This window comes from Nitrospira sp. CMX1, from assembly GCF_054902215.1.
On record NZ_JBUBKD010000040.1, the window covers coordinates 114163 to 135892 of the forward strand.

Below are 21730 nucleotides of genomic sequence, written 5' to 3' on the forward strand. Positions count from 1 at the left end.
GTTGGGCGAGACAGCCACACGACTAGGCATAGTCCCTCCAAACCTACCATCTCTCCCACCGCTGGCAGGACAACCAGCCAAGAGCGGCACTACCGTCAAGAGAAGCCGTAACAGCAATCCTACTGTGCATCATAGGAAATTCTTTTGTTACTAGAATCAGTACAGACTCCAACCACAATGAGTTTTTCCGTTGGACTCTGATCGCTGCTCACTGGCACACTATCTCGAAGACAATAGGAAGGATTCTCGTCTTGCACCACTCGCTCGCCATCCTCGGATTCGGCTACACCGCCAAGTTCTTCCTGCCGCTTGCCGAGCAACACTATGCGCAGGTCTTTGCCAGCAGTCGTGATCCGGATCGACACCTGCTAGGCGTGAGGAAAGAACAACGGATCAAGTTTGACTTTACGCAGCCTGAGACATGGCCGCTGCTTCCTCCAGCAACCGATCTCCTCTGGTGCTTTCCCGTCGTACCGATTGAGTTGATTCAACGGTTCGCTGAGACTGCGTTGTTACGAACCCGTCGGCTGGTCGTGCTTGGCAGCACCTCCGCCTACGACGACGGTCCGTCAACCGCATACCCTCCGCCCTGGGTTGATGAAACAGCCAAAATTGACCTACGGAAACCTCGTGTGCAAGGTGAGGAACTCCTCAGAACATCCTATAGGGCAATCACCTTGAGGGTGTCGGGTATCTATGGTCCACGCCGCAATCCCATTGATTGGATCCGAACAGGACGGGTCGGACGCTCACAAAAATTTGTCAACCTGATTCATGTCGAGGATCTGGCCTCGACCTGCCTTGCGGCCCTCAGACAAGGTAAACAGGGTGAGATCTATAACGTCAGCGATGGAACCCCCAGGACCTGGGAGGAAATCTGTCGGACCGTCGAACGCCGATGGGCGGTTCGATCTTCTGTTTCCCCTGAACCACAACCGATGGGAAAACGGATAGCGAATCAGCGAATGTGCAAGCTGCTGAACGCGGATGGTGCAAGTCTCCGCTACGAAGATCTCTACCATGCTCTTGAACGAATCCAGGCGGCGACGTTCAACGAAGCAGAGCCATCACGGTAAGACAGACCAGCAAGTTATTCATAGCATGAGCCACCATGCCGGGGATGAGACTCCCTGTTCGATCATAGACCCAGGCCCACAGGAATCCACTCCACAAAACACTGATAAATCCAAGCAGACTGTAGCCATGGGCCAGGGCAAAGATGGTCGCACTGAGTAATGCGGCGGGAAGAAAGGTGAAGCGGCGGCGTAACATCGCAAAAAGCAGTCCACGAAACGCAAGCTCTTCAAAAATCGGGGCAAGGACCACGTATTCCACTAAGCTGATGGCCAGCATCGACGGAGTCGCCCAGACCAACTCCTGGTCGAACCACTCTGTCCAATGGTTTTCAAGCTTCAGAAACTCAGCGGCCTGTCCCATGACCCATTCACCCCAGAGCGCGGCTGCGACCACGGCAAAGATGACGCACACCAGTCGTCCGAGGTCCTTACGATTGATACGGAGACCGAACCCCTGCCAGAAATCGAGGCCGGCCGGTTTGAGCAAGTGCACATAGGCGATAGCCAGCAACGGAAGATTCGCCAGAGGAATAGCCAGTACGCGCAACGATCCCTGGTTGAGTGCAGGTATAGACAAGAAGACGATGGTCATGAGTGCGCCCAAGGCGCCTCCGCGCAGAATCACCGCGGCAGCCGTCCCTCCAGACCACGGAGGAGGCACGCCCGGTGAATGAAGCTGAAGTATATTCAGTCGCTGGCCCTTCAACCTCATGATTCCCAACAACATCATCGACCCAAGAGCAAGACAGGCCAGCTCGCCGATCATCAACGGACGAATCCATCGCTGAACCTGCTCTTCCTTCATCTGACTCTGTGCCTCGACGGTGGTCAGGAGCGCATGATCACCAGTCCGTTGCGCTATCCTCGCAGCAAGATGATCGTAAAACCACCCGATCGGCAACGTCTCCGCCAGTATGGCTTGTAAGTCTCTCGATCGTGCCTGTGAGAGTGGAGCCATACCATATGCCGCTTCAATCAGTTGTCGAAAGGACTCGGCGGATGTTCCGCGATCGTGCCAACTCTGGGCTTCAGTAAGCGCCTCAGTGTTGTGTTCGGATTCACCGAGAAGAATCGCTAACCGCAGCTTTGCCAACGGATCATCGGTGGTTGCAATCAATTCACGGTACCACCGAATGGCCTGACGAGAAGCTTCTTCCTGACTGTCCATCGTCCATTCCGCTACCCATTGTTGCCATATCGGTGCACGGCGTAGTCCATCTTGCGCTTGCATCATCCGACTGACCATCAAATCCAGCGCACGGTCTGGCTCCTCAAATCGTTGAAGTTTCGGAACGGTCAGGGACAACCAGAGAATCCCCGCAAGAGAAGCAAGCAAGATACAGGCACAGATCACGCTCACGAAATGCGACCATCGACTGCTGTATGGGAGTGGAGATGCTTGTAAAACAGTGGAGTCAGCGGCTTCTGGGAGCCCCGGTAACTGTCCGATTGCTAACGTCTGTTCATTCATGGCGCCCGACTATAACACGGCGTCACCACTACCCAAATCCCCTCAAACTAGCTAGGAACTGTGCCTGCACGGATTTCTTGCATAGCTATGCCTTCTCAAGTTGGCTATACTAACCACGCGACATTTCAGGAGACTTTGGCTATGCACGACTTCCATGCCCCACGCAGGCTGTTATTGGGGCCTGGTCCCAGTGCCGTACACCCTCGGGTGCTACGTGCAATGTCGACTCCGCTGATCGGACATCTCGACACGCTCTTCTTAGCCGTCATGAATGACATTCAAACGCTCCTCCGTCGAGTGTTTGTGACCACCCACCCCTTCACCATCGCCGTCTCAGGAACTGGATCGGCCGGTATGGAGGCTGCGATCGTCAACATCGTGGAACCAGGAGATCGTGTCGCTGTGGGAGTCAATGGTGTCTTCGGCACTCGACTCGCCACCATCATCGAGCGCTGTGGAGGAAACACCATTCCTATAGAAGTACCTTGGGGGCAGGTGATCGAACCGGACTCAATTGCGGCGATGCTCCAACAGTCCGGCCCTGTGAAAGCAGTCGTGCTCGTCCATGCTGAAACCTCGACGGGGGCCTGGCAACCGGTCGAACCGATCGGCGCCTTGTGTCGTCAACACAATGCGTTGTTGATCGTCGATGCCGTCACATCTCTTGGAGGGATGCCGGTTGAGGTCGATCGATGGGGTATCGACGTGTGCTACAGCGCGACGCAGAAATGTCTCAGTTGTCCGCCAGGTCTGGCTCCGTTGACGCTCAGTGACCGTGCCCTTTCTGTCGTGAAGACTCGGCGTTCTCCCTGTCACAGCTGGTACCTTGACCTGTCCCTTATCGCCGATTACTGGGCGGAACAGAGTCGTGCCTACCATCATACGGCACCGATTTCGATGATCTATGCACTACGAGAAGCCTTACGCCTCGTGGAGGAGGAAGGCCTTCCGACCAGATTTGCCCGTCACCAGTTGAACAGCCGTGCACTGGCCGCAGGATTGATGGCACTCGACTTCAATCCATTGCCCCCTCCAGACCGACGGCTTCCGACATTGGTATGCGTGACCATTCCATCTCACATTGATGAGGCCGCAGTCAGGGCTGAGTTACTCCGGCGTTTCGGGATCGAGATCGGTGGCGGGCTGGGACCGTTAAAGGGAAAGGTGTGGAGAATCGGGCTCATGGGAGAATCCTCGACGGAGGCGAATGTGCTGACCCTCTTGAACGCCCTTGAAGAAATCGGCATTCGAAGTGGATGGGTGTCGACCCCCGGCGCCGGACTGCAAGCAGCCGCTCATACCTATAGCGTAGGACGGTAGATCGTGACCATTGCCATTCATCACGTACGCCTTATCGATGGAACAGGAGTAGTACGCGACCCCATGACACTCCTCGTGCGCGGCACGAAGATTGTCGCAGTCGGCCCGAGCAATGACATCCGCATTCCAAAAGGAGCGACCCGTCTCAACGGCCGTGGCCTGACGGTGATCCCAGGACTCATCGATTGCCATATCCATCTCTGTTTAGGAGGAGAAGCTGATGTGGTCAGCGCTCTGGAGTCTGAACAACCCTCCTATACCCTTCTCAAATCGGCCAGACATGCCCAGGCAACGATTGAAGCGGGATTTACGACCGTGCGCGACGTGGGATCTCGTGACCATTCAATCTTCGCCCTGAAACAAGCCATCGAATGCGGCCTACTCCCCGGACCACGGATTGTCGGAGCAGGGCTCGCCATCTGTATGATCGGTGGCCATGCGCGGTTCATCGGTCGAGAGGTTGAGGGAGCTGACCAGGTCAGAACGGTTGTCGCGGAACAAGTCGCCGCCGGTGCGGGGGTCATCAAAGTCATTGCCTCCGGAGGCGTGCTCACCCCAGGCACCTCCCCGGATGATGCGCAAATGACTGCAGAAGAACTCGCGGCCGCAGTGGATGCCGCGCGACAGGCTGGGAAACCAGTGGCCGCCCATGCCCATGGTGCGTCAGGGATGAAGCGTGCGATTCAGGCCGGGGCGAGCTCGATTGAGCATGCCACGCTATTGGATGAGGAATCAGGGACGCTGATGAAGCAACATGGCGTCTATATGGTCCCTACCCTTTCAGCCTTAGCCACAACAGCGGCTTGCCGGCCTGGCTGCGGCATTCCAGAAAGTGCCCTGGGAAAGGCCAAAGCGATGGCGAAACGTCATAAAGCTTCCTTCAAACAGGCCTATGAAGGCGGTATCTTCATTGCGATGGGCACTGATGCAGGGACGCCATTCAATTACCATGGAGAGAATGCTCAAGAGCTGGAGCGGATGGTCGCATTGGGCATGTCTCCCATGGACGCAATTATCTCCTCAACGGCAAAGGCAGCCAAGCTCATCGGCGTTCACCAGTCAGTTGGAACCCTCGCTAAGGGAATGGAAGCGGACCTGGTCATCCTGAATAAAAACCCGCTTCGGCGGATCGAGGTGCTACGAGACCGGGATACCATTGTGGGTGTGATGAAGGCCGGTAAGTTTGTGTCGGGACCACTCTCGAGAGAGTGAACCGTCACAGGTGAAACGACTGTACTCCTCACCGTCCACCCCTATCGTCTTTCATAAAATAGTTCCAGTGCTGATGCATACCCGTAGATCCGGCCTTTCCGAAAACTCTCCTCCAGACGAGAGCGAAGTGAGCGAATCCCTCCTTCATCGCTTCGCTTGGCAACTCCCTGAGATACCAGCATGTCAGTGGCCACCTCAATGAGCCGTTGCTTCCGCTGATTCATGTCTTCCGTCACACAATCATCCATGATTTCGGCTGCCCGCGCTTGCACCACCGGCTCCAGAAACGAATCATAGCCTTGCTCGATCACGGTTCGTTCTCGGACGATAGCAAGTTCCGCCTTCACTCGTGCCACGTCTTTTATCAAGATTGCAAACAATTCTTTCCGGCCTTCTTCAAACAGCTTCTGCTCGATGTCACCGAGAATGAGACCGAGGTCAACCTCCGTGGCACGGGGCTCATTCCCCCAGGATAATCGGTCGTAGGTTCGGCGCTTCTCCGGATCGCCGACAACCTCATAGGCGACGTTGATTTCTCTGATGCGTTCTTCAGCATCGGCCTTGTCGGGATTCCGGTCAGGATGATGGTCAAATACCAGCTTCCGGTAGGCTTTCTTGATATCCTCGTCCGAGGCTTCCCGGGAAACGCCCAAGATGCGATAATAATCGACTCGCGCCATGGCGCGACTATAACACGCGGGTTTTAAGCCCTTCACCTAAGACAGTACCGGAGAACGCCCTTAACCTTGTGCGACATGAAGCAGTCTGTCCGGTTACTGGGTCTATCTGGTCGCGGTCGCTCGGTAGTATGGCACCATTCATCATCTTCTCGATGTTTCTCATCGGGGTGGCCATCGATGGCACGTCCTTTAGGATTACGGCTGATCGATCCAGCAAGCCACCGGCCCCGTTGACCGACCTATCTGCTCGGAGTTATTGTGCTTTTTCTATGAAAGCCCCTTGCCCATCCGCGTAGCCCTTGACTTGTCGGTGGCAAGGCTTATCTCCCCACCATGGATACAACACGAACACCACGAACCCTCACCCACGATGAGCGAAAGGCTGCTGATGCGGCTTTTGCTGGTCGACCATTGAATCCCACCTGGTCTGAAGCGGCCAAGCGAGTATATGAAGGTCTTATTCATGCGCTTCCCACGCTTCCGAATGAACCCATTGTCGGACGAGATGAGAACAGTCCAAGCGATCAAGTTGAAACAGAATCTGCGGTGACTCTGCCGACGGCAGAAGAGCCAAAACTTGAACATCCGGCAACATCCGAGAAGACAGAGGACTCACTCACCGATGTGCTGGCCAAGCAGCTGATTGCCAATCGTCAGCAGGCAATTCAAGCTGGATTGTTGATTGATGTCTCGACGGACGCGCAAAAACTCGGGCTAACGTTTCCCGTCACCGTGACAAAGCCGCTCTGGGAGATTGGAATTGCACCCAGTGAGTCGATCTCGGAGGAAGAAAAGGCTCAGCGGCTGCGGGATGTATTGATGGCGTTTCGACTGCGCATCGCCAGCCAGACGACGCTCTCGCCCTTGATTGACTTCCCTGCGATGCTCGCGCTTCCCCCAAGCGAGGTGCCACAGCCAGTGCCATTATTTGCGCTCATTCAACAAGATGAACAGAATCGCGCCGTGGCGACTTTGTTACTACCGAACGAAGTCTCGGCAACGATTATTCCGATGAATTGATTGAATCCGTTTTGTGTTGGTAGTTGATTCTTTCGATGATAGACTTCATTTTCTTCACCACCCCATAGTTCATAAGATCCGCTGAATCTCACCGGCACCCAATTCTGGAGCGAGGCCATTGGACCCATTCAGCTTTCTGATGAATCCCTTAGAACGACCGTGCACCCTCGTTCAATATACAGTGCACTGAGCGCAATCGAGGCCAGTCTTACACTTTAACCTCAACCTTACGCTTCTGACTCGATGAGCTTTCTACAGAAATAATACTTCCCATAGGGCTGTGGCTAGCATGATCCAGCCCACCGCAATTACGTAGGTTTTCGTTATGTCTTTTCCAAAGAAAGCCCTGATAAGTGCAGTTGGATGTATTGTGATGAAATGGTCTGGTGGGTCTACAAGCCACTTTCATTCTCTTTTTCCACCAAAGAGAAACAGCAACCCTAATAAGAAAGTGAGTGGAACGAGGAAACCATATTTGAGATATACCGCCACCCAAGAATCATATCATTATCGCAACGAGTTGTGATGATATCACGGATAGGCAGGACCTCCTTGAGCAGTTCCTTCCCTGAAGACTTGTGTCTTGAGTTACAGAATACCATTTTAAACTACACAGCCCTACAAAGCCAGCAGATGCCCTAAGCTGCCTCTTTCACCTACTGCAAGACGTAACCACTTCCGCAGGGTCGTCACCTGAAGCTAGGTCTGGCCTGTACCGCTCCTGAGGAAACATGGCGGGCAAGAAACATCTTGTCAGAGCCCTGCTTGCTTAGTTCCGTGTGAACACTCCAACAGGATTAGCAACGTGACAAAATCGCACAAACATCCGGAGACCGCTCATGGTTTCTGCACAGCGACCATGAGCAGGTTGCTCACAGAATGTCGGATGAGTTCGATCAGTGGTTCTGGATAGACGCCCAAGAGGAGGATGATCGATGCGACGAAACCGAGTGAGCAGACGGTCGCCCAACCCATGAACACTGGCCTCTGCACCGTCTCCTGTTGAGGAAGCGTTGCCGATGTGGCTGCCTCACCGAACAGGGTCACGAACAGTCGCAGGTAATAGTAGAGGCTGACGACGCTGTTCGCGATCAGCGCCAGCACGAGCCACCAGAGACCGGCATCAACACCGGCCGCGATCGCATAGAACTTTCCGATGAATCCTGCCGTCACTGGAATCCCAGCCAACGACAGCAGGCTCAGTGCCAACATGGCGGCGAGCCAGGGTCTGGTCCAAAACAAACCTTGATAGTCCTCGAAACGATTCTTGTCCCCTCCCTCGCTCGAATACACCGTCACCACGCCAAAAGCACCCAACGACATCGCGCAGTAGACAATGACATAAAAGGTGACTGCTTCGGCAGCGGGAGGACCGCCGGCCAGCAACGCGACCAGCACATAGCCGAAGTGGGCGATTGAGGAATACGCCAGGAGCCGTTTTACATTCTGCTGCAAGAGCGCAAGGATATTCCCTGTGACCATTGACACAACAGCCAGGAGACTGAACAGATGGACAACGGGAGACAGTTCCAATATCTCAACCTCGGTGGCGAATCGGAGCAGCAGGGCCACCACCGCTGCCTTGGAGACGGTTGCGATATAGGTCGTGATGGGAGTAGGTGCTCCCTGGTAGACATCGGGAATCCACATATGAAACGGTGCGAGCCCGAGCTTCAAGGCGATCCCAACAAGAACCAGGATCAATCCTCCCAGCCACAGTGCAGGAACGGACTGCGCCTGTTTCACGATTGCTCCCACCGCGTGAAACGTCATGGCGCCGCTTTCGAAATACAGAAGCGCGAGACCGAACAGGAGGAGCGCTGACGCGGTAATGGACAACAGCAGGTATTTCACCGCGGCTTCGAGCGGATGGCGTCTCGTGCGCAAATAGCCGATCAGACTACAGAGGGACAGACCGAGGAGTTCGAACCCAAGAAAAAACGACACGAAGTGCGCAGCCGTAGTGAGGACCAATCCCCCGAAGGTGGCCAGCAGAAGGAGCAGATAGTACTCCTCCACACCTTCCTCCTCATGAAACTGGGCATTCAAATATCGGTACGACAATGCAATGATGACCATTGTGGCGGTCAAGACGAGTCCCATGTACAACAAGGCATGTCCGTCTACAACCAGCAAGGTCGTCACGGCTCGTGGGGCTGCCGTGGCCGCCCAGGGTACTGTCGCCAGCGTGAGCAGACAAGACACAAAGGCAAAGACCGCGATGCGTGCATGATGTCGTCCGAAGGCAATCGCAAGCATCGTTACAAGGGAAATAGCCCCAAGAGCAAGAATGGGTGACAGGGCGATAAAATCTTGGAGAATCATGGAGTGGTCCCCTGCGAGGCCGTGCGATTGGATGACAACAAGGATTCTGATGGCGGATGACTCATACTGGGTAACGCCACTGCAGCTCGTGCAAGCTGTTCCATGACCGGTTGCGCAGTGCTCAACACAACCCTGGGATAAAGCCCTAGCCAGATTTGCAGGGCTGCGATAAACAGGACGGTTCCAAATGCGACATTCGACAGGTCTGAAACTGAACGGCTGTCTTGCTGCCGCCCAAAGAAGGTGCGTTGCATCATGCCCAGGGAGTATATTGCTGCCATGACCATACCAAGCGATGCCAGGATGATCATCAGCGGTTGAGTCGCATAGGATCCGAACAGGACGAGAAATTCACCGATGAAATTGGCCAGGCCCGGCAACCCCAATGAGGCACAGGCAAAGAAGAGCGCCATCGTGGCAAGACGTGGCGTCACCGCCCACAGTCCTCCCATGTGGCCCATCTCTCTCGTCTGGTAACGCTCCTCAAGTGCACCAGCCAACAGGAAAAGACCGCCGGTACTCAGCCCATGCGCCACCATCTGCATCACGGCTCCTTGTAGCGCCAATTCCGTCCCGGCAAAGGTACCGAGCAGAATGAACCCCATGTGGCTGATGCTGCTGTAGGCCACCAGGCGCTTGATATCCGTTTGCGCACAGGCCAACATGGCTGCATAGAGAATCCCGACCACACCAAGCCCCATCGCGATGGGCGTGAATTCGCTCATCGCCTCGGGAAACAACGGAATGGTGAACCGTAACAGACCATAGGCTCCGGTTTTCGCCAAGATCCCGGCAAGAATGATCGTTGCCCCGGTAGGTGCCTCGGTGTAAGTGTCCGGCAGCCATGTATGAAAGGGAGGAGCCGGTAGCTTCACAAGAAAACCAATGAGAAATGCCAGCATCAGCCATCGAGCCATCTCGCTGCTCAGGGTCAATTCCATTAAATCGGCATAGTCGAAACTCGGTTGGCCTGTCGCCTGTTGATGCAAGAGCGCGAGGGCCACGATCGCAACCAGTAACACCAAGCTCCCAGCCTGCGTAAACAAGAAGAACTTAAATGAGGCGTGCCGGCGTTCTGCGTGGCCCCAGATCACGATCAGGAGATACATGGGAACAAGCATGAGTTCCCAAAAAAAGAAAAACAGAAACAGATCGATGGCCAAGAACACCCCGATCACGCCGCCCAGAGCCAGCAAGACGTTACAGTGAAACAATCCGACGCGACTCTGGATTTCTGCCCAGGAGGCAATAATGGCGAGGACGCCGATGCAGGCCGTGAGTACGATCAGGATGAGGCTGAGCCCATCGAGACCAAGATGCAGACTGATGCCCCAGCGAGGAATCCAACTGATGTGACTTTCCACGAGCCATGCCCCATGGCCTGAGGCCTGCACTGCGTGATCCCGGCTCCCGAGCAGAAGCGCAAGGAAACAATCAACAGACAAAGCCCCGAGGGCGATCCAACGAGGAGCCGAGCGAGACCATTGCTGTCCCAGCCATGCGAAGGGCGCTGCGAGAATGGGGATCAGTATGAGCAGCCAGAGACTCATAGCCTTCACAAAGCGAATAAACCGAGTAACATCAGCGTTCCAACTGCAATGGTGGCGGCATACCACCGAACATGCCCCGTCTGCGTGTGGCTCATCCAGCCATGGCAGGACTCGGCGCACAGAGCGAGCCACTCGTACCCACGATCAAGCATGTCACTAGGATATCGTGTTAGAGAGAACCAGGGCTGCACGAACAGGCGATCATAGAGTCGATCGAACCCCCACCCTCCTTGCAGCAGGGTCATAGAAGGACGATCTGCAGATTGATCTGCCCTTCGCAATGCGAGCATGGAGCCGGGCAGGAACAGGAGCGCAGCGAGGCCGATCCCGAGGAGGGCCGCAACGGTGACGGCCAGCTGTTCACGAGCCTCACTCGATTCATCCATTCCTGGCAACAATTCCGTCGTTGGCAGCACATGCGACAAGTAGTGACTGAACAACGTCACATTCCCGAGCGTGTGGGGCATCTCAAGAAAACCGACGGTAAGCGCCAAGAACGCCAGCACCACCAACGGCCCACGCATGGCCAGACCTGGTTCACCGGTCGGTTTTGTACGCACCGCTCCAAAAAAGACTCGAAAGATCAGCCGGAAACTGTAGAGGCCTGTCAGCATGGCCCCAAATAAGGCGCCGAACCAGATCCACCGGTGGCTGATGGGTGAGGACCAGACCGACCATAAGATCCAATCTTTGCTGTAAAACCCGGATGTGATGAGTGGGACACCGGACATGGCCGCGGCCCCGATCAAAAAGGTCCAGAAGGTCCAGGGCAGATGCTGCCTGAGACCACCCATCTTAAAAATGTTCTGTTCGTGGTGGAGACTGTGGATGACGGATCCCGCCGCCAGGAAGAGCAACGCTTTAAAACACGAATGGGTCAAAAAATGAAAGAGCGCGGCAGACCAGGCTCCCACGCCGAGCGCCAGAAACATATAGCCGATCTGGCTCATTGTTGAATACGCGAGCACCCGCTTAATGTCGTTCTGAACCAGCGCGCTGGAGGCAGCAAGGAGCAACGTCACCAGGCCAAGCACTGCGATCGCCTCTTGCACCATCGGCGCAAGTGCAAACAGATGATGCATCCTGGCAATGAGATAGACCCCCGCCGTGACCATCGTGGCCGCATGGATGAGGGCACTGACCGGCGTGGGACCAGCCATAGCGTCGGGAAGCCACACCTGAAGCGGCAATTGCGCCGACTTTCCAACCGCGCCGATCAAGAAGAGCACCGCGACGATCATGGCCAGGGGCGAGCCTACCGGCCAGGCCTCCACTGCAAGGCTTTGGACCTGTCGGATCGACAAACTCGTAAATTGTGTAAAAAGGATGAAGAGCCCAATGGCAAACGCCGTGTCTCCAATGCGAGTGACGATAAAGGCCTTCTGCGCAGCAGTGCCGTATTCCGGTTCGCGATACCAAAATCCGATCAACAGATAGCTGCAGAGCCCCACCCCTTCCCAGCCTAGGTAGAGCAAAAGAAGATTGTCCGCCAACACCAGTGTCAGCATCGCGGAGACGAACAGGTTCATGTAGGCAAAAAATCTGGCGTAGCCATCATCATGAGCCATGTATTCGGCGGAGTACAGATGGATCAAAAACCCGACGCCGGTGATCACCGCCACCATCAAGAGTGAGAGCGCATCCAGATACCAAGAGATCCCGACCGTCATCCCGGACGTGTCGATCCAATTCCATAACGTTTGCTGGTAGAATTCTCGATCAGGAAAGGTGCGGAAGAAATCTGCAGCGACAAACGCAGTGGTCACGGCTGCCGTCCCTACTGACCCGCACCCGACCCACGCAATCTGATACCGGCTCAATCGCCCGCCACACAGGGCCAACAACAGAAAACCAGCGAGCGGAAGGACTGGAATAAGCCAGAGTAAACTGATCATCTCAACTCTCGTTCTTCGTGAAACCAGCTAGAACACGTTTCACGTCGCGAGTGTCCTGTTTCGAGCCAAATGATGCAGGTCATGAAACACGAAACTCGAAACCAGACACCTAATTGTTCTTCGACTGATCGTTCATGAGGATTAGCCTCTCAACTCGCACAAGGCATCGGCGTCCAATGTTCGAAACCGATGTGACAGTTGCAGCACAATCCCCAGTGCCACAGAAACTTCAGCGGCAGCCAGGGTAAGAATAAACAAAAACATGATCTCCCCATCGACTTGTCCCCAACGGGCCCCTCCGGCAATGAATGCGAGCGCGGCGGCATTCAGCATGATTTCAAGCGACAGCAGCATGTAGAGAATGTTCCGCCGACTCAATAAGCCGATCAATCCGAGACCAAACAGCATGATGGCCAACACCAATGCAGGTGTGCTCAACATCAACGCCCCTCTCTCGACAGACGACGCCCCAAGTGATAGGCACCGATCAGACCAGGCAGCAACAGCATGGAAGCCAACTCCACCCCGATGATGTAGGGGCCATAGAGGGCAATCGAGATCCCTTTCTGCCTGGGTTCTGCAACAGCCATCGAGGCATGCTCTCCGGTGGCAATGAGGTATCCCACCTCCCCCAGGAGCACCAGAGCCAGGATACTGGGCCCTACCCATGCGTTGGGCGCAAACCAAGCCCGTTCCTGTTCAACAGCGAGCGGCCCTAAGAGCATCACGACAAAGATGAAGAGCACCATGATGGCACCGCCGTAAATAATGATTTCGAGCGCGGCGGCGAACTGCGCGCCGAGCAAATAGAAAATCAGCGCCAACGCGATCAGTGCGACAACCAAGTAGAGCAACGCGTGGACTGGATGCAGATGCGTGATGACGCGGAGCGTTGCCAGAAACGCGACGGCTGCTGCGATGTAAAAAAGAATTTCCATAGTTATACGTCCAGTGCTGAGTCACACGCAGCTTCTTGCTCAGAATTCAGCACTTCCCTATTCAGCACTCTTTTACGGCATCAAACTCCTCACATCGACTGGTGGGAGTTCATTCGTACCTTGTCCCTTATCTTTATTGAGAGTTCGCACACCTGCCACTCGATAAAAGTTATAGTCGTGATACTTGCCGGTCCCGCTGATCAAGAGATCTTCCTTCTCGTACACGAGGTTTCGGCGTGCGTATTCGCTCTGTTCAAAATCAGGAATGAGCTGGATCGCATTGGTTGGACAGGCCTCCTCACACATGCCGCAATAGATGCAGCGCGAAAAGTTGATCCGGAAGAATTCCGGATAGCGGCGTTCATGCGCATCTGGATTGTCCGCAGCCTGAAGCGCGATACAATCGACAGGACAAGCCGCAGAACAGAGGTAGCAGGCCACACAACGCTCTTCCCCGTCAGGATCTCTCGTGAGAACGATTCGTCCACGCCAGCGTGGTGGCAAATAGGGGCGCTCTTCCGGATACTGAACCGTGACCGGCTTCGTAAAGGTCCGTTTGAAGACGACCCATAACCCCACGACCAGATTGCGGGCATAGATCCACGTGTTCATCATACGTACGGCCGTTCGATCAGTTTGAGTCCTCTTCGCACAGAATCCGATCCAGACTCACTGCAACATGGTGAATTCCGAGGCTCCGGTTTTCCACAACACGATCCCGCCAGTCAGTAAGAGATTGATCAACGCCAGCGGCATCACAATCTTCCAGCCGAATGTCAGCAACTGATCAAAGCGGAATCGAGGCCAGGTTGCCCGAATGAGGATGATGAGAACGATGAACCCGAACATCTTCAGGGCAAACCACAAAGCCGGCGGCAACCAGGGTCCGTGCCACCCACCAAAGAAAAGAATGACGGTCATGGCCGAGAGAAGAAGGATGCTGAGATATTCGCCCACAAAAAACATCCCGAACTTCATCCCGCTGTACTCCGAGTGGTAGCCGGCGACGAGCTCGGCTTCCGCCTCAGGCATGTCGAACGGGGTGCGATGAGCTTCAGCCAGTCCCGCCATGAAAAAACAGAGAAACCCGAAAAATTGAGGAATTACAAACCATTGATGCCGTTGGGCCTCGACAATGTCGCTCAGGTTGAATGACCCCGCCAAGAGCACCGCACCCATCAACGACAGCCCCATAAAGACTTCGTAACTCAACAACTGTGCGATAGCCCGAAGACTGCCGAGAAACGCGAATTTGTTATTGGAGGCCCAGCCTCCAATGATGACGCTGTAGGCAGCAAGGCTCGACATGGCCAAGAAGAACAGGACCCCCACATTGAGATCAGCGACCACGAAATGAGGTGCAACCGGCACCACGGCAAACGACATGAGGGCGGTGATCACGACGATGGCCGGGGTGATCACAAACACCGCTTTATCGGCGAAGGGCGGGATCCAGTCTTCTTTGGTGAAGATCTTGATCATATCCGCCAACGATTGCAGGCATCCGCCTGGTCCGAGACGGTTAGGGCCGTATCGTTCCTGCCAGACCCCGAGCAGTCGCCGTTCGAGCCAGATCAGCATCCCAGCCAATGTCAGGCAGCTTCCAAGAATGACGGCGATGGTGACTGCGGTGTGGCTCCAATCGATCATGCAGCCCTTCGCTTTCGTTCGGTCTTGATCGCCTCAAACAGATCGATCCACGCAGGTACTCTGATGCCGGATACTTCAGGCACAAGAGAAAGACCTGCCGTACCCACCGGGGTAGAAGGGTCGAAGTGAACAGCAAGAGAATAGGTCGTCCCCTGCAACGCCAGATCAATCGTGCTGTGGTCCTCAAGACTCAACCCTGCTCCATCGGATGGATGCAAGGACAAGAGCGGCCGGGTAATCAGTTCGGCAATTGCCGGAGATCGATTGCTCAGTTCGTCGCTTCCAAATACGGCAAATAGGGGAAGCAGCAACCATTGCCGAGAGGCCGGCTGAAACGCACGTGGAATGGAGGTGAACCAGGCAGGCGCTTTCGTTGCAACCGTTTCGAGAAGCCGCACCCCCGGCATTTCATCACGTAACGGTCCGCCGACTTCATCCTGATAGGTATTCACCGCCTGGATCGAGTTCCAGCCAGAGGCCCAGAATTGGGAAATCAGTGGTGAGGGCAGTGGTCCTCGGTATCCTTCCATCGTGAATCCCAGAGGGGAGTCGTGGTCGACAGGGGGAGGCGGTTCGTGCATGGTCAGGTGAGAGAGCAGCGACGTACGCCCACTACATCGTTCAGACTGTCTGGGGATTTTTTGACCGACCAGACGAAAACTCGCCAACGGTGCGACCTCTCCGACGCGTGCCAGCTCCGGAGCAGCCGTCGCCGTTGCGGAGACCGCATCATCGAAGTTGCGCCAGGTCGCCACTCCTGATCCACTCTCAACCTCCTGTGAGGTTGTACGAGCCAAGTCACTCAGCCACCGCCAACTCTCTTTGACTTCACCATCCTGAACAAAGACTTGGTAAAACCGCTGCGCTCGGCCTTCTTGGTTCACGAATGTCCCATCGGATTCCGGACCTGTGGCTGCCGGAAGGAGGACGTCGGCATGGGCTGCCGTGCGATGTTCAAGTGAATCGATGACCATCACCGTGCGGGCCTTGTCAAGAAAAGCATCGACGGTCGCCTGGTCCGCCCGGCGATACAAGTCGTTCTCCAGCACGATCACCGTATCGGCCTTCCCTTGACGAATCGAGTCGAACGCGCCACGCAAGCTTCCGCCGCCAAGCAATGCAAGCCCCGCACTATTCGCCTCCGGAAGCACGAAGCTGAGCCGAGGTTGTTTCCCTTGTTGGTGCAACGCCCAGGCAACATTGGCGGCTGCTTCAATCGTCGCCTGAGATCCACTACCCGTTCCGGCAATGATCAACGGGCGTTGCGCATGGGTCAGGGCTTCGGCGATGCGCTGAGTGAGATCCTTGACCTCACGACTGAGATCAGGAACGGACGGTGCCCCCTGCCCGATGGTTCCCGCCACGGCAAATCCGAGCCGAGCGATATCATCCGGTGCGGCGAAATAGGAATCCGTTGCATAGGCATGAAACCAGGTACGTTGATGCCCCGCGAGGAAGAGGGGGCCTCGTCGGTTTTGCACGGCATTGCGCACGGCCGCCTCGTCCCAATGCGGAATCTTCAATTGGTCCACTCGTTCCATCGGTTGCTGACGGATGGACTGCAGGAGAGCCAGCGCGAGGCGTGGAGCCTCGTTCAAGAGATCAGGCCCAAGCACAAGAACCGCATCGGCCTGTTCTGCATCATGAATGGACGCGGGAGGCACTGGTCCAGTTCGAAATACGTTCAGGATCGTGGAGAGAAGCTGGCGTTCCCGTTCATCGATCCCCTGATAAAATTGTTGGGGTCCGACCAAAGATTGAAGGGCCACATTGGCTTCGAGCGACGCACGAGGTGACCCAATACCCACAATCCCACGGGCCTGTCGGAACCGGTCCGCTGCGAACTCCAGAGTCTTTGACACGCCTTCCGGCATTCCCGGCTGGGTACGGTCTGATCCCGCTCGCACAAGAGGGTGTTTGATGCGATGTTCGCCGTTGACATACTCGTAGCCGAACCGTCCCCGGTCGCACAAAAAGTAGCCATTCACCTGGCTGTTAAACCGATTCGTAATTCGACGCAGAGTACCGTACCGCTCACCAGCGGTGGTATTACAACCAAGACTGCAATGTGGACAAATCGACTGGGCCGACTGCAAATCCCACTTCCTCGTATAGTGATGAAAGAAGGTTTTGTCGGTGAACACACCGGTCGGACAGACCTCCACCAGATTGCCGCTGAATTCATTCTCTAAGGTCCCGTCTTGCTCCCGGCCGAAGTACAGGGCGTCGTGCGCCCCAAAGACATTAAGGTCTCGCCCACCTGCATAATCTCGATAAAAGCGTACGCAGCGGTAGCATTGAATGCACCGGTTCATCTCATGACGAATGAACGGCCCGAGCGCTTGGTTGCGATGCGTCCGTTTTGGGAAACGAGCGCGTCGGTAGACATGTCCGGTCATAACCGTCATGTCTTGCAAATGGCACTCCCCTCCTTCGTCACACACCGGACAGTCGTGCGGATGGTTCACCATCAACCATTCGATGACGGATGCGCGAAAGGCTTTGGCCTCAGGATCATCGATCGAGATACGCGTGCCATTGGCCGCCGGCGTCATGCAGGACATCACCAACCGACCGGACTGATCACGATCGTCTTTGAACTGTTTCACCGCACACTGCCTGCACGCCCCCACCGATCCCATCGCCGGGTGCCAGCAGAAGTAGGGCACGTTCAGCCCATGTCCGAGACAGGCGACCAGTAGATTCTGCTTCTCATCCACGGTGTACGACTTGTTGTCGACGATGATGGTCGCCATAGACCTAGACCAAGACCCTCTGCTGCGCCAACTTCTTGCTCCAAGGACATCCGCTGATGGTGATGTGTCGTTCGAAGTCTTCGCGAAAATATTTCAAGGCCGACTGCAACGGGGCCATCGCTCCAGGTGCAAGACCACAAAAGGTGTGTCCGGGCGCCAGCCATTTGACGTGCATCTCAAGCAGCGACAAGTCATCCCTAGTCGCACGTCCTTCTTCGAACGCCATCAAGAGTTTTGCCACCCACGGCAACCCCTCACGACAAGGAGTACACCAACCACAGGACTCACGGGCAAAAAACTTTTCAAGATTCAGTACAAATCCAACAGGACAGGTCTGGTCATCCAGGATGATCATGGTCCCTGTACCAAGACGTCCCACCTCTGGCGGAAATGAAGAAAAATCCAGAGGGAGATCCAGGTGTTCCTCGATCATAAAGGCGGTCGAGATTCCGCCGGGCAACAAGCCACGAAAGCGAACACCCTCGGCCATCCCCCCGGCATGTCGTTCCAAAAGTTCACGTGCGGTAGTGCCGAGCGGCAATTCCCACCACCCTGGATTGGTGACGCGACCGCTGATGCCGTAGATCTTGGTGCCACCATCCTGAGTGCGACTCAACCGGTGATACCAATCGGCACCGTGATTGATGATGTGGGGAATGTTGTAGAGAGTCTCGACGTTCTGGACGATGGTCGGCTGCCCCCATAAGCCAACCGTCTGCGGGAAGGGAGGTTTCGCTCGTGGAACCGCTCGTTTGCCTTCCAATGCGTTGATCAGTGCTGTTTCTTCACCACAAATATACCGGCCGGCACTCGCATGCACGTGCAGATCAAATTGAAATCCTGTGCCGGGAATCGGCTTTCCCAAATAGCCTTCCGCATACGCCTCCGCAATGGCCTGGTTCAGTCGTTGGGCCGACAGATGATATTCCCCGCGCAGGAAAATGTAGCCGACCTCGGCGTCGAGGGCATAGCCGGCGAGGATCATGCCTTCGACGAGACCATGAGGATCACCTTCCATCAGCACACGATCCTTAAACGTGCCCGGCTCCATTTCATCGCCATTGGCTACGATATACTTCGGTTTCGGTGCATCTGGTCCCATCGGGACGAAGCTCCACTTGGTACCGGTGGGGAACCCACCTCCACCTCTGCCGCGCAGCCCTGCCTCCCCGACCAGCCGCTGCACATCCTTAGGGGCCATCCCAGCGGCAAGCTTCTGGAGGCTACGATACCCCCCGGTCGAGACGTACTCTCGCAAAAACCTTGGACTCCGATTGGGATGGAGATGCTGTGTGAGCGGTCGTTCCATAACTATTCGTATTTAGTTTTCTATTATTAGTGTGAGCTATTCAATACTGAAATCTTAATGTTTCAGATGTCATAATTAACGTTATTTGTATTTATCCATAATGCTTTTCATTTTTTCCGGTACTACCTCGCCGTACACCTCCTGATCGATCATCATCGCCGGCGCCCGCTCACAATGTCCCAAACATGCGATCGGCAAGACGGTCAGACGTCCATCAGCGGTCGTCTGTCCGAGATCCACGTCATAAAGGCTCTTGATCCGCTCTTGCACCTGTTCGCACCCCTTAATCCAACAACTGATGCTGTCACACACGAAGGCAACATGCCGGCCGACGGGTTTCCGAAACACAAGGTTGTAGAACGTGGCGATGCTGTCCAAATCCTCAGCCGTGATCTCAAGAAACTGTGCGATGTCGAGAAGCGAATCATCCGAAATCCATCCACGGCGTCGCTGGACAGTCAGGAGGGCATCGATAGCCGCCCCCCGTTTATCAGGATAGTGCTTCACGGCATCTTCGAGCTCTCGGCGTTCGATCTCGCTCAGCATGACGTTCCTCGTATCTCGTCGCTCGGCCCCGAGTTACGAGTTTTGAGTTTCAGGTCACAGGGACGGATGTCAGTAACTCGAAACATGAAACTTGGAACTCGCAACAGGATCGCTCACCGATCCACATCCGAGAGCACATAATCCACACTGCCCAGCACGGCCAGGAGGTCCGAAAGCAACTCACCCCTCGCCATTAAGGGCACTATCTGAATGTGGGCGAACGAGGGAGTGCGGATTCTCGTTCGGTACGAGAACTGCGATCCATCGCTCGTCAGGTAATAACTGGTCTGACCTTTGGACGATTCTGTCGCAACTTCTGCTTCGCCTGGCGGCAAAACCGGCCCCCAACTCACCCCGACAAAGTGATTGATGAGCGTTTCAATGTCCTGCATCATGTGTTGCTTCAATGGCGGAGTGGCGAGAGGATCGAGCGACGTATAGGGACCGGCAGGCATAGCCTTGAGACACTGACGAATGATCGCCAGCGACTGGCGCAACTCCAACATGTGCACCACCGCCCGGTCATAACAATCACCATTCGAAGCGGTTGGAACCTCAAAGTCGAATTGCTCATACCCGGAATAGGGACGAACTTTGCGCAAATCCCACGGCAACCCGCAGGCCCGCAACATCGGACCGGTGGCGCCCCACGCAATCGCGTCCTCCAGCGATAAGACTCCGATCCCGACAGTCCGCTGTTTCAGGATTGGATTGTCCATGACCAGGCGCTCATAGTCGTCGAGTCGGCTGGGAAACCACTCGACGAACTGTTGAACCAGCTGGTCCCACCCAACCGGAAGGTCTCGCGCAACCCCACCGATCCGAAGCCAATTCGGATGCATTCGTCCGCCACAGACGGCTTCGACAATCGAGAGGATGCGCTCTCGATCATTGAACATGTAAAAAACGGGTGACAACGCGCCCACATCCCCGGCAAAGGTCCCGTACCAGACAAGATGACTGGCGATTCGATAGAACTCGGACATCATGACACGGATGACTTGGGCCCGCGGCGGAACCGTAATACCTGCCAATCGCTCGACCGCGAGACAGTACGGCATTTCATTCAGTACACCCTGGAGGTAATCCACACGATCGGTGTAGGGAATGAAGGAATGCCACGTTTGCCGTTCAGCGATCTTTTCCTGTGAGCGATGGTGGAACCCGATATCGGGAACGATGTTAATGATTTCTTCGCCCGCGAGCTGCGCCACCAACCGGAGTACCCCATGTGTGCCGGTATGGGCCGGGCCGAGGTTGATGAACATATAGTCGAAGTCAGCGTCACGGTCGTGGTAGGTGCGTGCCAAGCCCCAGTCCTCAGGCTTGAATTGCAGCGCATCCTGTGTCATGGCCAGCTTTTCCGGCGGCAATTGGAACAGCCCGACTTCCGTCGCACGCGAAGGATGGTCTTTGCGAAGCGGATATCCCTCCCACCATGAGGGCATCAGAAGGCGACGAAGAAATGGATGCCCCTCAAACCGAATCCCGAACATGTCGAAGATTTCTCGTTCATACCAATCGGCGTTGGGCCACAGGTCGATGCTTGAGGGCAGAGAGAGCGACTCACCATCAAGCGCCACCTTGATGCGGAGTGACTGGTTTCGATCAAAGGAGTAGAGGTGATAAAACACCGTAAAGGTTCCGATCGGTAATCCGTCATGATTTCGACGGAGCCGTTCGTCGGTCGCACTTAGGTCGAACAGCATGGGAAACGGACTCGGAAGTTCAGATTTGAGATAGCGGAGCGCATCCTGAATCTGATGCCTCTTGACCCAAATCGTCGGAATCCCATCCTTGGTAGACTGGACCGCAACCAGGGATCCCTTCGAGCCAAAGTGAGCCATAAGCTCTGAGACCAATCCGGTTTGTTCACCGGCTGAGGCATCTCTCAGGGTCGAGGCTCGCAGCGTCACGACTTGCCTTTCGAGTGCCCGTCTGGCTGCCCTGCAAAATGGGGAGAGAGAAGATCGGTCCGAGGG

Annotated in this window: 17 protein-coding genes; 4 read left to right on the top strand and 13 right to left on the bottom strand. The window is 55.4% G+C overall.

Annotated features, from left to right (window positions below):
* Positions 1-251: 251 nt before the first annotated feature.
* Positions 252-1076: a Rossmann-fold NAD(P)-binding domain-containing protein gene (locus ACYX34_RS10245; protein ID WP_462076461.1), complete on the top strand. Its 825-nt coding sequence runs from the start codon at positions 252-254 to the stop codon at positions 1074-1076.
* On the opposite strand, the gene ACYX34_RS10250 is transcribed toward ACYX34_RS10245, so the two are convergent.
* On the bottom strand, positions 1051-2547 hold the full coding sequence (locus ACYX34_RS10250) for a lysostaphin resistance A-like protein (protein ID WP_462076462.1): 1497 nt from the start codon (positions 2545-2547) through the stop codon (positions 1051-1053). The genes ACYX34_RS10245 and ACYX34_RS10250 overlap by 26 nt on opposite strands.
* A gap of 141 nt (positions 2548-2688) precedes the next feature.
* On the opposite strand from ACYX34_RS10250, the gene ACYX34_RS10255 reads away from it, so the two are divergent.
* The gene (locus ACYX34_RS10255; protein ID WP_462076463.1) at positions 2689-3867 is read left to right on the top strand and encodes a pyridoxal-phosphate-dependent aminotransferase family protein; all 1179 of its coding nucleotides are present in this window, start codon (positions 2689-2691) and stop codon (positions 3865-3867) included.
* Positions 3868-3870: 3 nt separating this feature from the next.
* Complete coding sequence (locus tag ACYX34_RS10260; RefSeq protein WP_462076464.1) at positions 3871-5079, top strand: metal-dependent hydrolase family protein; 1209 nt, start codon at positions 3871-3873, stop codon at positions 5077-5079.
* Positions 5080-5120: 41 nt separating this feature from the next.
* Here the strand turns inward: ACYX34_RS10260 and ACYX34_RS10265 are convergent, their stop codons facing one another.
* Entirely contained in the window at positions 5121-5759 is a 639-nt protein-coding gene (locus ACYX34_RS10265) for a DnaJ domain-containing protein (RefSeq protein ID WP_462076465.1), read from the bottom strand.
* A gap of 333 nt (positions 5760-6092) precedes the next feature.
* Between ACYX34_RS10265 and ACYX34_RS10270 the strand changes: the two genes are divergently transcribed.
* The gene (locus ACYX34_RS10270; protein WP_462076466.1) at positions 6093-6779 is read left to right on the top strand and encodes a DUF6573 family protein; all 687 of its coding nucleotides are present in this window, start codon (positions 6093-6095) and stop codon (positions 6777-6779) included.
* Positions 6780-7616: 837 nt separating this feature from the next.
* Here ACYX34_RS10270 and ACYX34_RS10275 read toward each other — a convergent pair.
* From ACYX34_RS10275 to nuoC, 11 genes are all read right to left on the bottom strand, one after another.
* Positions 7617-9104, bottom strand: coding sequence for an NADH-quinone oxidoreductase subunit N (locus ACYX34_RS10275; protein ID WP_462076467.1), 1488 nt, complete (start codon positions 9102-9104; stop codon positions 7617-7619).
* A complete protein-coding gene (locus tag ACYX34_RS10280) occupies positions 9101-10654 on the bottom strand; it encodes a complex I subunit 4 family protein (RefSeq protein WP_462076468.1) in 1554 nt (517 codons plus the stop codon). The genes ACYX34_RS10275 and ACYX34_RS10280 overlap by 4 nt, the downstream gene beginning before the upstream one ends.
* Positions 10655-10659: 5 nt before the next feature.
* Positions 10660-12549 carry an NADH-quinone oxidoreductase subunit L gene (gene nuoL, locus ACYX34_RS10285; RefSeq protein WP_462076469.1) on the bottom strand — a complete coding sequence of 630 codons (1890 nt, stop codon included), beginning with the start codon at positions 12547-12549 and terminating at the stop codon, positions 10660-10662.
* Between the two features lie 141 nt (positions 12550-12690).
* Positions 12691-12990: an NADH-quinone oxidoreductase subunit NuoK gene (gene nuoK / locus ACYX34_RS10290; RefSeq protein ID WP_462076470.1), complete on the bottom strand. Its 300-nt coding sequence runs from the start codon at positions 12988-12990 to the stop codon at positions 12691-12693.
* Positions 12990-13487 carry an NADH-quinone oxidoreductase subunit J gene (nuoJ, locus tag ACYX34_RS10295; protein ID WP_462076471.1) on the bottom strand — a complete coding sequence of 166 codons (498 nt, stop codon included), beginning with the start codon at positions 13485-13487 and terminating at the stop codon, positions 12990-12992. Before nuoJ ends, nuoK begins: the two co-directional genes overlap by 1 nt.
* Before the next feature lie 72 nt (positions 13488-13559).
* Positions 13560-14102: an NADH-quinone oxidoreductase subunit NuoI gene (gene nuoI, locus ACYX34_RS10300; RefSeq protein WP_462076472.1), complete on the bottom strand. Its 543-nt coding sequence runs from the start codon at positions 14100-14102 to the stop codon at positions 13560-13562.
* A gap of 54 nt (positions 14103-14156) precedes the next feature.
* A complete protein-coding gene (gene nuoH, locus ACYX34_RS10305; protein WP_462076473.1) occupies positions 14157-15137 on the bottom strand; it encodes an NADH-quinone oxidoreductase subunit NuoH in 981 nt (326 codons plus the stop codon).
* Positions 15134-17893, bottom strand: a complete 2760-nt coding sequence (gene nuoG, locus ACYX34_RS10310; protein WP_462076474.1) for an NADH-quinone oxidoreductase subunit NuoG — start codon at positions 17891-17893, stop codon at positions 15134-15136. Before nuoG ends, nuoH begins: the two co-directional genes overlap by 4 nt.
* Positions 17894-17897: 4 nt before the next feature.
* The gene (gene nuoF, locus ACYX34_RS10315; RefSeq protein WP_462076475.1) at positions 17898-19202 is read right to left on the bottom strand and encodes an NADH-quinone oxidoreductase subunit NuoF; all 1305 of its coding nucleotides are present in this window, start codon (positions 19200-19202) and stop codon (positions 17898-17900) included.
* An 81-nt stretch (positions 19203-19283) separates the two neighbouring features.
* Positions 19284-19748 carry an NADH-quinone oxidoreductase subunit NuoE gene (gene nuoE, locus ACYX34_RS10320; RefSeq protein ID WP_462076476.1) on the bottom strand — a complete coding sequence of 155 codons (465 nt, stop codon included), beginning with the start codon at positions 19746-19748 and terminating at the stop codon, positions 19284-19286.
* Between the two features lie 113 nt (positions 19749-19861).
* On the bottom strand, positions 19862-21664 hold the full coding sequence (nuoC, locus tag ACYX34_RS10325; protein WP_462076477.1) for an NADH-quinone oxidoreductase subunit C/D: 1803 nt from the start codon (positions 21662-21664) through the stop codon (positions 19862-19864).
* Positions 21665-21730 lie beyond the last annotated feature (66 nt).

Coding starts and splice junctions, on each gene's coding strand:
- ACYX34_RS10255 (WP_462076463.1), top strand. CDS start 2,689: ATGCACGACTTCCATGCCCCACGCAGGCTGTTATTGGGGCCTGGTCCC.
- nuoK (WP_462076470.1), bottom strand. CDS start 12,990: ATGTTGAGCACACCTGCATTGGTGTTGGCCATCATGCTGTTTGGTCTC.
- ACYX34_RS10265 (WP_462076465.1), bottom strand. CDS start 5,759: ATGGCGCGAGTCGATTATTATCGCATCTTGGGCGTTTCCCGGGAAGCC.
- nuoF (WP_462076475.1), bottom strand. CDS start 19,202: ATGGAACGACCGCTCACACAGCATCTCCATCCCAATCGGAGTCCAAGG.
- ACYX34_RS10280 (WP_462076468.1), bottom strand. CDS start 10,654: ATGAGTCTCTGGCTGCTCATACTGATCCCCATTCTCGCAGCGCCCTTC.
- ACYX34_RS10250 (WP_462076462.1), bottom strand. CDS start 2,547: ATGAATGAACAGACGTTAGCAATCGGACAGTTACCGGGGCTCCCAGAA.
- ACYX34_RS10275 (WP_462076467.1), bottom strand. CDS start 9,104: ATGATTCTCCAAGATTTTATCGCCCTGTCACCCATTCTTGCTCTTGGG.
- nuoE (WP_462076476.1), bottom strand. CDS start 19,748: ATGCTGAGCGAGATCGAACGCCGAGAGCTCGAAGATGCCGTGAAGCAC.
- nuoL (WP_462076469.1), bottom strand. CDS start 12,549: ATGATCAGTTTACTCTGGCTTATTCCAGTCCTTCCGCTCGCTGGTTTT.
- nuoH (WP_462076473.1), bottom strand. CDS start 15,137: ATGATCGATTGGAGCCACACCGCAGTCACCATCGCCGTCATTCTTGGA.
- nuoG (WP_462076474.1), bottom strand. CDS start 17,893: ATGGCGACCATCATCGTCGACAACAAGTCGTACACCGTGGATGAGAAG.
- ACYX34_RS10270 (WP_462076466.1), top strand. CDS start 6,093: ATGGATACAACACGAACACCACGAACCCTCACCCACGATGAGCGAAAG.
- nuoI (WP_462076472.1), bottom strand. CDS start 14,102: ATGATGAACACGTGGATCTATGCCCGCAATCTGGTCGTGGGGTTATGG.
- nuoJ (WP_462076471.1), bottom strand. CDS start 13,487: ATGGAAATTCTTTTTTACATCGCAGCAGCCGTCGCGTTTCTGGCAACG.